This is a genomic window from Propionibacterium ruminifibrarum (genome assembly GCF_900289195.1).
Lineage (GTDB): Bacteria > Actinomycetota > Actinomycetes > Propionibacteriales > Propionibacteriaceae > Propionibacterium > Propionibacterium ruminifibrarum.
In genome coordinates, this window is the sequence record NZ_OMOH01000018.1 from 1 (window position 1) to 8,726 (window position 8,726).

The 8,726-nt window shown below is 58.8% G+C and carries 8 protein-coding genes and 3 pseudogenes; 7 read left to right on the top strand and 4 right to left on the bottom strand.

Annotated elements, in window-relative coordinates; genetic code table 11:
* Positions 1–382 precede the first annotated feature (382 nt).
* Both PROPJV5_RS12160 and PROPJV5_RS12165 read left to right on the top strand, forming a co-directional pair.
* Positions 383–685 carry a helix-turn-helix domain-containing protein gene (locus tag PROPJV5_RS12160; RefSeq protein ID WP_119716627.1) on the top strand — a complete coding sequence of 101 codons (303 nt, stop codon included), beginning with the start codon at positions 383–385 and terminating at the stop codon, positions 683–685.
* Between the two features lie 15 nt (positions 686–700).
* Positions 701–1,006, top strand: a complete 306-nt coding sequence (locus PROPJV5_RS12165) for a transposase family protein (protein ID WP_119716628.1) — start codon at positions 701–703, stop codon at positions 1,004–1,006.
* Positions 1,007–1,067: 61 nt separating this feature from the next.
* Here the strand turns inward: PROPJV5_RS12165 and PROPJV5_RS12170 are convergent, their stop codons facing one another.
* Complete coding sequence (locus PROPJV5_RS12170; RefSeq protein ID WP_220474437.1) at positions 1,068–1,733, bottom strand: transposase family protein; 666 nt, start codon at positions 1,731–1,733, stop codon at positions 1,068–1,070.
* Between the two features lie 322 nt (positions 1,734–2,055).
* Between PROPJV5_RS12170 and PROPJV5_RS13065 the strand changes: the two are divergent.
* Together PROPJV5_RS13065 and PROPJV5_RS13070 are read left to right on the top strand one after the other, a co-directional pair.
* Positions 2,056–2,223 (top strand): annotated as a pseudogene (locus PROPJV5_RS13065) (transposase); the annotation flags it as partial.
* Between the two features lie 138 nt (positions 2,224–2,361).
* Positions 2,362–2,610: an IS3 family transposase gene (locus PROPJV5_RS13070; RefSeq protein ID WP_275403722.1), complete on the top strand. Its 249-nt coding sequence runs from the start codon at positions 2,362–2,364 to the stop codon at positions 2,608–2,610.
* A 1,627-nt stretch (positions 2,611–4,237) separates the two neighbouring features.
* Here PROPJV5_RS13070 and PROPJV5_RS12180 read toward each other — a convergent pair.
* The gene (locus tag PROPJV5_RS12180; RefSeq protein WP_275403721.1) at positions 4,238–4,741 is read right to left on the bottom strand and encodes a transposase family protein; all 504 of its coding nucleotides are present in this window, start codon (positions 4,739–4,741) and stop codon (positions 4,238–4,240) included.
* 648 nt (positions 4,742–5,389) lie between these two features.
* Here PROPJV5_RS12180 and PROPJV5_RS12470 point away from each other — a divergent pair.
* Complete coding sequence (locus tag PROPJV5_RS12470; RefSeq protein WP_147385454.1) at positions 5,390–5,611, top strand: hypothetical protein; 222 nt, start codon at positions 5,390–5,392, stop codon at positions 5,609–5,611.
* Here PROPJV5_RS12470 and PROPJV5_RS12185 read toward each other — a convergent pair.
* Complete coding sequence (locus PROPJV5_RS12185; RefSeq protein ID WP_119716631.1) at positions 5,608–5,811, bottom strand: hypothetical protein; 204 nt, start codon at positions 5,809–5,811, stop codon at positions 5,608–5,610. The two genes, PROPJV5_RS12470 and PROPJV5_RS12185, sit on opposite strands and share 4 nt — an antisense overlap.
* A gap of 1 nt (position 5,812) precedes the next feature.
* Between PROPJV5_RS12185 and PROPJV5_RS12190 the strand changes: the two genes are divergently transcribed.
* On the top strand, positions 5,813–7,057 hold the full coding sequence (locus PROPJV5_RS12190) for an IS256 family transposase (RefSeq protein ID WP_119716632.1): 1,245 nt from the start codon (positions 5,813–5,815) through the stop codon (positions 7,055–7,057).
* Here PROPJV5_RS12190 and PROPJV5_RS12195 read toward each other — a convergent pair.
* Positions 7,054–7,272: pseudogene (locus PROPJV5_RS12195) on the bottom strand (integrase core domain-containing protein); the annotation flags it as partial. The gene PROPJV5_RS12190 and the pseudogene PROPJV5_RS12195 overlap by 4 nt on opposite strands.
* Positions 7,273–7,292: 20 nt before the next feature.
* Between PROPJV5_RS12195 and PROPJV5_RS12200 the strand changes: the two are divergent.
* Positions 7,293–8,589, top strand: a pseudogene (locus tag PROPJV5_RS12200) (IS3 family transposase).
* Positions 8,590–8,726: the final 137 nt, after the last annotated feature.

The following is an 8,726-nucleotide window of genomic DNA, read 5'->3' on the forward strand; positions in this document are numbered from 1 at the left end:
TGTCGGCCTTCAACGGTCAATGGTGCGTTAGCGTGAGTACTCAAGGGCAGGCTCCTTGGTCGGACGGGTAGTTCAGCGACTTCCATCCTGTCGAGGGCCTGCCCCCTACGTCACCTCCACACCGTCAACAACCTCATGCGCCACAACAACTAGTGTTTTCGGACAGTGGGTGAAATGATCGTGAGGTAGAATTAGATCATGTCGGCACCGAAATACACAGAGGGTTATGCCAAACTCTTTGTTTTGATGGGCCCGTTGCTGTCTTGTCGGAGTGTCAGAACACAAGGAGGGCCTGCCACAGAGATAATTGGGTTACCAAATACTCGACAATCTCAGGACAGGCTCTCGCGTGTATCATACAACAGGTTTCTCCCCGGCCGCAATGGCAGCCCTCCACCAGATCCTGACCCGCAATTATCCTCGCCTCCAGAAGAAAACAGGTCGGCCCCGAGCCCTGACACCCGAACAAGAAATCAGGGCCACCCTCGTCTACCACCGCCGCAACCGCGCCCAGACAGAACTCGCCGAGTCCTTCGGCGTGTGCCAGTCCTCCATCTCCCGGGCCATCAGCCGGTGGACACCCCGCCTCGCCGAAGCCCTCGAGGACTTCATCCCCACCGCGGAAGACTTGGACCCATGCCAGACCCTGATCGTGGACGGCACCCTCGTGCCCTGCTGGAACTAGAAGAACCAGCCCGGCCTGTACTCCGGTAAACACCACCACACCGGCCTGAACCTCCAAGTCGCCTGCGACCTGACCGGACACTTGGCCTGGGTGGCCGACCCGGCCCCGGGCTCAACCCATGACGCGAAAGCCATCCGGCTCACCGGCCTGCTCGAACACTTCCCCAACACCCCGCCAGTGGCCGACAAGGGCTACACCGGACTGGGCATGATCACCCCAGAACGAAAACCAGCCCACGGCGAGCTGACAGAAAACCAGAAACAGTACAACAAAACCATGAGGGTTATTCAAAACTGTTTTTGTATAATTCTAGTGCGATGACTGCTGTGATGGTTTGTGGGAAGGTGTCAAGGGGCCTGCGGTAACCGGTGTGCAGGATCCTCTAGGTTTTCAGGTGGGTGATTGCTCGTTCGACCGGGGCGCGTAACGAATTGATGGCGTGGTTGTATTGTTTCTGCCAGTCCGTGAGCCCGCCCCTTGGTGGTTTGCGTATCGGGGTTGTCATGCCCAGCCCGGTGTAGCCCTTGTCACCCAATGGCGGGGTGTCTGGGAAGTTTTCAAGAAAACCCGTGGACTGGATGGCTTTCACGTCATGGGTCGACCCCGAGGCCGGGTCGGACACCCAGACCAAGCGTCCTGTCAGGGTGCAGGCCACCTGGAGGTTCAGCCCAGTCCGGTGGTGCTTGCCCGAGTACAGACCCGGCTCGTGTTTCCAGTCCCAGCACTGCACGAGGGTGCCGTCCACGATCAGGGTCTGGGTCTGGTCCAGGTCGTCTGCGGTGGGCACGAGCTCTGCGAGGACCTCGGCGATACGAGCCGTCCACAGGGCGATGGCTCGGCTGATCGAGGCCTGGCTGACCCCGAAAGACTCGGCCAGCTCGGATTGGGCCCGGTTGCGTCGCAGGTAGGCCAGGGTTGCCCTGATTTCTTCTGCCTGACTCAATGCGGGCGGGCGCCCGGTGGCCTGCGGGGTGCGGGGGTAATTGTGGACGAGGGTCTGGTAGCAGATTGTGATTGCTTCGGCCGGCAGGCCTGTTGTATGGTACACGCGAGGACCTGTTCTGAGAATACGGGATTATCGACAACCCAATTTTCTCAGTGGCAGGTCCTCACCTTTCACCCAGACACGCCCACACCGGCAGAACAGATTCCAAGACCCTCCTCAAAACAAGGGTTTTGAATAACCCTCCATCAACAAGCTACGCGCCCCGTCGAACGAGCAATCGCCAACCTCAAAACATGGCGAATACTCCACACAGGCTACCGCAAACCCATCCGCACCTTCCCACAAACCATCACAACAGTCATCGCACTAGAATTCTTCAAAAACAGTTTCGCATAACCCTCACAGACAGTGCGAGTTCAAGAAACAAGCCGTTCTCGAGGTCGTCCAGAAGTCCAGGCCGATAGCCGAGGTCGCCAGGTCGTACGGGCTTGTGGCGCAGACGGTCGGCAACTGGGTCGCGAAATGGCGGAAAGAACACCCCGACCCCGGTACTGATGACATCACTGCGGAAGAACACGCCGAGATCAGGCGCCTGAAAGCCGAGCCCTGGAAGGCTCGCATGGAGACCGAGCACCTAGAGGAAAGCGGCGGCCTTCTTCGCCCAGGAGTCCGGGTGAGTGTGAGGTACCGCTGCATTCACCGCGAAGAAGGCAACTACCCTGTCCGGTCCATGTGCCGGTGGGCGAAAGTATCCAAGTCCGGCTATTACGCGTGGCGGAACTGGTCTAAATCCTCGATTGCCGAGCGGAGGGAAGACTTGACAGCCATCATTGTCAAGTTCTTCGACGAGTCCGAGCAGACCTATGGATATCGCCCCTATGGATATCGCCGGATCCACGCCGAGCTCACCCGAAGCGGGATCAAGGCCTCGCGCGACATGGTCCGTAAGATCATGGCAGCTGAGGGCCTTGTCGCCTGACCAGCACCGGAAACGGGCCAGGATGGCCATGCCTGCCCCCGACCTTCCAGGCCGGCCCGACCGGCTAGTAAGGGACTTCACCGCCACCGCTCCCGAAATGAAATGGGTGGGCGACATCACGTACATCCCGACCTGGCAGGGATTCGCCTACTAGCATTCACCATGGACTGTTTCTCGAAGAAGGTCATCGGACACGCGATCGCCGGTCACATGCGCACCAAACTCGTCACCGAGGCTATTAGTCAGGGCTCGCAGGGTCTGCCCGCCCACTCGCGGCATCACGGTCCCTCCCCTCGAACCTAGGCTCCCAATACGCGTTGACCAAATACACGAAAACATGACCGATCACAGAATTATCCCATCCGCAGGGCGGACCGGTAGCTGCTACAACAATACTACGCAGAGTCCTTCAACTAACGCCATCTAGACGAATAACACGTGAACGGCAAGCTTACCCAACCCGCAACCACGCAGCCCGGGACGTGACATCTTGGATCGAGTTAGGGTACAATCATAATCAAATCCACTCAGCCATCGACTACCAGACCCCGACCAAATCGATACCGAGCAGCAAAAACTCCGCACGACAGCAGTCAAAAGCAACTACTTACCACACTCAAATACCTATATCGCTCCAGTCCCCTTGAGGCTTATCCACAGAAATGAGGTTGAATGCAGTTTGCAATTCAAGTTATTATCACTAGTGTCTAGTACTATTAGCCTCAGAGATTTTTTCAATTAAACACCATCATTTTCGATTATTCTTCTAGCTTAAGCACTCTCAACATCGATTGGAATTAGATGTCCCCGAAACAACTCAACCGCGTCACAGCTCAAATTGAACAAGCGCGCAACGCCGCCATGAATCCCGCAAACACTGTCTTCATGGCTACGTATTCAAGTCTATTTACATTTCAATTCACAGGACCTCAAATTGCATCATTGATTGCTGGCATCGAAGGGGTAGGATGGAAATTCACTGCTTGGAATTGGCGAGACATACCCAATACGAATCAGCTTCAAGTTAATATTTTGTTTCATCGTAGCGGATCTCACACCACAAGCAATAACACCCCACTGAGAGGAAGTACTACACCCATAGCGAGGGAAGACACAGCTTCTCCTTCCGGATATCCGGGCTATTCACAGCAATGGAATCCGCCTACAGGAGGCGTAGTGTTTCCCGGATAAGCCCCACCCAAACAGAACCCAGTCATCTCAATACCATCTACCCAAAATTAATAACTGGTGACCCACTCCTGACTGGCACCGTTTTGTTTCAACCTTGGAAGGGAGGGTATGACTGTCATGATATAAGATCAGCTGTGGGTTTTGGGATGTCTCGAAATCGTAGTCGAAGACACAGCTGGTGATGTGTGAAACGAATGCCCTGAAAGTTTGGTCGTGGTTTCGCGCTGAATGTTTGGCTGTTGTTTATAGCGGTACCCCAGACGTGTTTGACCGGATTTCAGTCGGGCACATACGACAGCGGAAAATCGAGGTGATGCGCTCCAGTAGCAGCCAGGCGCGTAGAGACTGGCTGGTGCTTTGACATGGTGAAACCGAGCATTAAATTTTATTCATAGGGTTTGTTCGGATAGTTTTGGATAATCCCGTACGAGGAGGGTTATTCAAAACTGTTTTTGTATAATTCTAGTGCGATGACTGCTGTGATGTTTTGTGGGAAGCTGTCAAGGGGCCTGCGGTAACCGATGTGCAAGATCCTCCTAGTTTTCAGATGGGCGATTGCTCGTTCGGCCGAGGCCCGTAACGAATTGATGGCGTGGTTGTATTGTTTCTGCCAGCCTGTGAGCCCGCCCCCTGGTGGTTTGCGTATCGGGGTCGTCATGCCCAACCCGGTGTAGCCCTTGTCACCCAGTGGCGGGGTGTCCGGGAAGTTTTCAAGGAAACCCGTGGACTGGATGGCTTTCGCGTCGTGGGTCGATCCGGGGGCCGGGTCGGACACCCAGACCAAGCGTCCTGTCAGGGTGCAGGCCACCTGAAGGTTCAACCCAGTCCGGAGATGCTTGCCCGAGTGCAGACCCTGCTGGTCCTTCCAGCCCCAGCAGGGCACGAGGGTGCCGTCCACGATCAGAGTCTGGTCTTGGTCCAGATCGTCTGCGGTGGGCACGAGGTCTGCGAAAACCTCGACGATACGAGCCGCCCACCGGCTGATGACCCGGCAGATCGAGGCCTGGCTGACCCCGAACGACTCGGCCAGCTCACCCGTGGGCCCGGTTGCGTCGCAGATAGGCCAGTGTGGCCCTGATTTCTTCTGCCTGACTCAATGCGAACGGGCGCCCGGTGGCCTGCGGGGTGCGGGGGTAATTGTGGACAAGGGCCTAGTAACAGACTGCGATTGCTTCGGCCAGCAGGCCTGTTGTATCGTACACACGAGGACCTGTTCTGAGAAAACGGGATTAACGACAACCCAATTCTCTCAGTGACGGGTCCTCACCTTTCACCGTGACACGCCCACACTGGCGAGATAACCTCCAAGACCACCCCCCTTAAATCAAGAGTTTTGAATAACCCTCCAAGTGTGTCGCTGAGACGAAATGGTGACCTGTTCCGAGATGATTAATACGTGATAAAGCAATCAAGGAATAGGCTGCAGATCACATGCCCTCACATAACTTATCAGAACCCAGATCAAGGCCTGCGTCAGATGATTCACACGGTAGTCAATGGTGACCTATTGGCGTCCGGATCACGTCGGTTCGTCCTCGCCAGCCTGCGCCACAACTTCGAACAAGAATCCTCACCGAACTGTTCGCAATTGCCCAGCCCACCGTACTGCCGAGTCCTGACCGCCTACACATCCCCGATCGCCGCCACCTTGACCGAGAAAGTCACCACCTCCGACGGCCTCGACCCGGACACCCAGTTGGTCATCGACGACGCCTTCATACCCTGCTGGGCATGGCGTGACAAGCCCGAACTCAACTCCGCCAAACACCCCGCCACCGGAGTCAACCTCCAAGTGTCCAGACTACCCTAAACAGAAACCGACAAGGACTTAAACTGGGCCATCGACCAGAAAAGATAATCAACCGAAAAACCGTCACCGACCTCAAAACCTGACACACCAGTTGAGTCCTTCATAGTGGTGTGACCGTGGTGACTGGCTCTGGATGACAGGGCGGTCACCACGTGATCCTCGAGTTCATCTGTCACAACCGTCTCGAGAAGGACCATCACGATGACCGCTCCTCATATTGTCGACCCTGCTGCCGTTCTTGGCGAACTACTCACCGAGGCATCACCGGACATGATGCGCAGCCTGCTACAGACCATGCTCAACGCCCTGCTGCCCCGCGGACACGGACACCGTGGCGGGGGCCGAGTACGCCCGGCCACCCCTGGCCGACTGGCCCAGCGCAACAGCTACCGCCACCGCCCCCTCGACACCAGGGTCGGCACGCTCGATACCGCGGTCCCGAAGCTGCGCACCGGCTCTTACTTCCCTGAGTGGCTGCTGGAACGCCGCAAGCGGGCCGAGTCCGCGCTGATCACCGTCGTCACCGACTGCTACCTCGCCGGGGTCTCCACGCGCCGCATGGACAAACTCGTCAAAACCTCGGGCATCGACCACCTGTCGAAATCACAGGTCAGCCGCATGGCCACCGACCTCGACGAACACGTCGAACAGTTCCGCCACCACCCCCTGGACGAGGCCAGCCCGTTCACCTTCATCTCCGCCGACACCCTGACCATGAAGGTCCGCGAGGGCGGGCGCGTGACCAATGCTGTCGTGATGCTCGCGGTCGGGGTCAACAACGACGGACACCGCGAAGTTCTCGGCATGCGGGTCGCCACCGCCGAGACCGGCCCGGCCTGGAACGAGTTCTTCGCCGATCTGGCCGCCCGCGGCCTGACCGGAGTCCGCCTGGTCACCTCCGACGCCCACCCGGGCCTGGTCGAAGCCATCACCGCGAACCTGCCCGGAGCCTGCTGGCAACGCTGCCGCACCCACTACAGCGCGAACCTGATGGCCATCACTCCCAAGAACCTGTGGCCAGCCGTGAAAGCCATGCTCCACTCGGTCTACGACCAGCCCGACGCCGCTGCCGTTCATGCCCAGTTCGACCGGCTCCTGGACTACACCAGCGACAAACTCCCCGACGTCACCGACCACCTCGACCAAGCACGAGCCGACATCCTCGCGTTCACCAGCTTCCCCACACAGGTCTGGCACCAGATCTGGTCGAACAACCCCACCGAACGCCTCAACCGAGAGATCCGACGCCGCACCGACAGCGTCGGCATCTTCCCCAACCGGACAGCCATCATCCGCCTCGTCGGCGCCGTCCTAGCCGAACAAACCGACGAATGGACCGAAGGACGCCGCTACCCCGGCCTCGAGGCCCTCACCAAAAGCCGCCTCAACCCCATCACCAACAACCACGAACAACAAGACAACACCATGCCCGCACTCGCCAGCTAACTGTAGTTGGTCATGACGTTGTCGACGTGGGTGTGGAGGCGTGTGGCCGGGGGCTGGTCGCCGCAGGCGGTGTGGGGTCGATGGTAGTTGTAGTGGTGGGTCCATGTGTTGATGGCGTCACGGCGTTGGGTCTCGGATGTGAAGGGGCGGGCGTAGAGGAGTTCTTCTGCGAGGATCTGAACCGTCCTGGGTTTGTTGCCGCCCCGTTTTGGGGTTGAGCAGGAAGGATGGGTTCATGGCCTGGAAGATTGATCCGGTGGTGCGTGAGCGTGCTGTGAGGCTTGTGCCGGGGGCCTCGTGGTGAATATCCATCGACGTCGAGAGCGATCGCTGTGGTCGCCCGCCAGGAGGGCGTGGGGGCTGAGAGCCTGCGCCGGTGGGTGGTGCAGGCTGAGATCGACGCGGGACAGCGTGAGGGGACCACGAGTGAAGAACTCGCGGAGATCCGTCGGTTGAAGGCGGAGAACCGGAGGTTGCGTGAGGGGCGTGGCGATCTTGAAAGCGGCGACGTCTTTCTTCGTGGGGGAGCTCGACCCCCGCAACCGGTCCTAGTGGGGTTCATTGACATGATGCGTGGTGAGGGGTGGGCAGACGGGGTCGGTCTGTCGGGTCCTGCGGGAGCAGGGCGTGGCGGTCGCTGCGCGTACTTACCGGTCCAGGTGAGCAGGGCCGCGTGTCGGCCAGGAGTTTCACTGATGCCTTGGTTCTTGACGCGGTGCGGGAGGCCGCGTGGCGGTCTGTGAGCGGGGCTGATGAGAGACCGCGTAAGCGGTTGACTCCGGAGGGCATGTACGGGCGTAAGAAGATGACCGCGTTCATCCGTCGTACCGCGGTCCCGGATGCGTCTCGGGGCTCGGTTGACCGTGCGATGCGTGCTCTGGGGCTGGTAGGAGTCACCCGGGAGAAGACTGTGCGGACCACTGTCCGGGCCAAGGACGGTGCGCGCGCTGGTGACCTGGTGAACCGTGATTTCACTGCTCCCAGGCCTGATCACACGTGGGTGACGGGGCTTCACGTATGTGCGTTCATGGGCGGGCTGGGTGTATGTCTCGTTCATCGCTGACGTGTCCTCTGCCAGCGAATCGTGGCCTGGCATGCTCAGACCACCAAGCACGTCGAACTGGTGATGACTCCCCTGCGGATGGCGTTGTGGGAACGGGACCGGCAGGGCCACCCTGTCGGACGTGACCAGTTGATCGCTCATTCGGACGCGGGGAGTCAGTACACGCCCGCTGGCATGGACCGAGAAACTCGCCTTGGACGGGATCGCTCCGTCGATCGGCACGGTCGCGGACGCCTACGACAACGCGTTGATGGAGACCATCAACGGGCCGTACAAGGCCGAGTGCATCCGTACCACGGTCTTCCACGAAGGCCCGTACAAGACCATCACTGACGTGGAATACGCCACAGGCAGCTGGGTCGACTGGTACAACAACCGTCGACTACACGGTAGCCTCGCGATGACCACCCCCGACGAGTACGAAACCAACTACTACGCGACCCTCAACCGAGAGTCGCTCCCCATATAAAACCGGCACCAAACCCTGGACGGTTCAATCCGGTTGTAGCGTTCGATCTTGCCGTTGTGTCTGGGGGTGTAGGGGCGGATGTACTGGTGGGTGGAGACGTGTGAGGCGATGGACCGGTTGAAGGCGTGGGACGTGTA

What these genes read in the sequence shown, in the direction of transcription:
- PROPJV5_RS12160 (WP_119716627.1), top strand. Translation starts at nt 383, where the DNA reads ATGGCAGCCCTCCACCAGATCCTGACCCGCAATTATCCTCGCCTCCAG.
- PROPJV5_RS13070 (WP_275403722.1), top strand. Translation starts at nt 2,362, where the DNA reads ATGTGCCGGTGGGCGAAAGTATCCAAGTCCGGCTATTACGCGTGGCGG.
- PROPJV5_RS12190 (WP_119716632.1), top strand. Translation starts at nt 5,813, where the DNA reads ATGACCGCTCCTCATATTGTCGACCCTGCTGCCGTTCTTGGCGAACTA.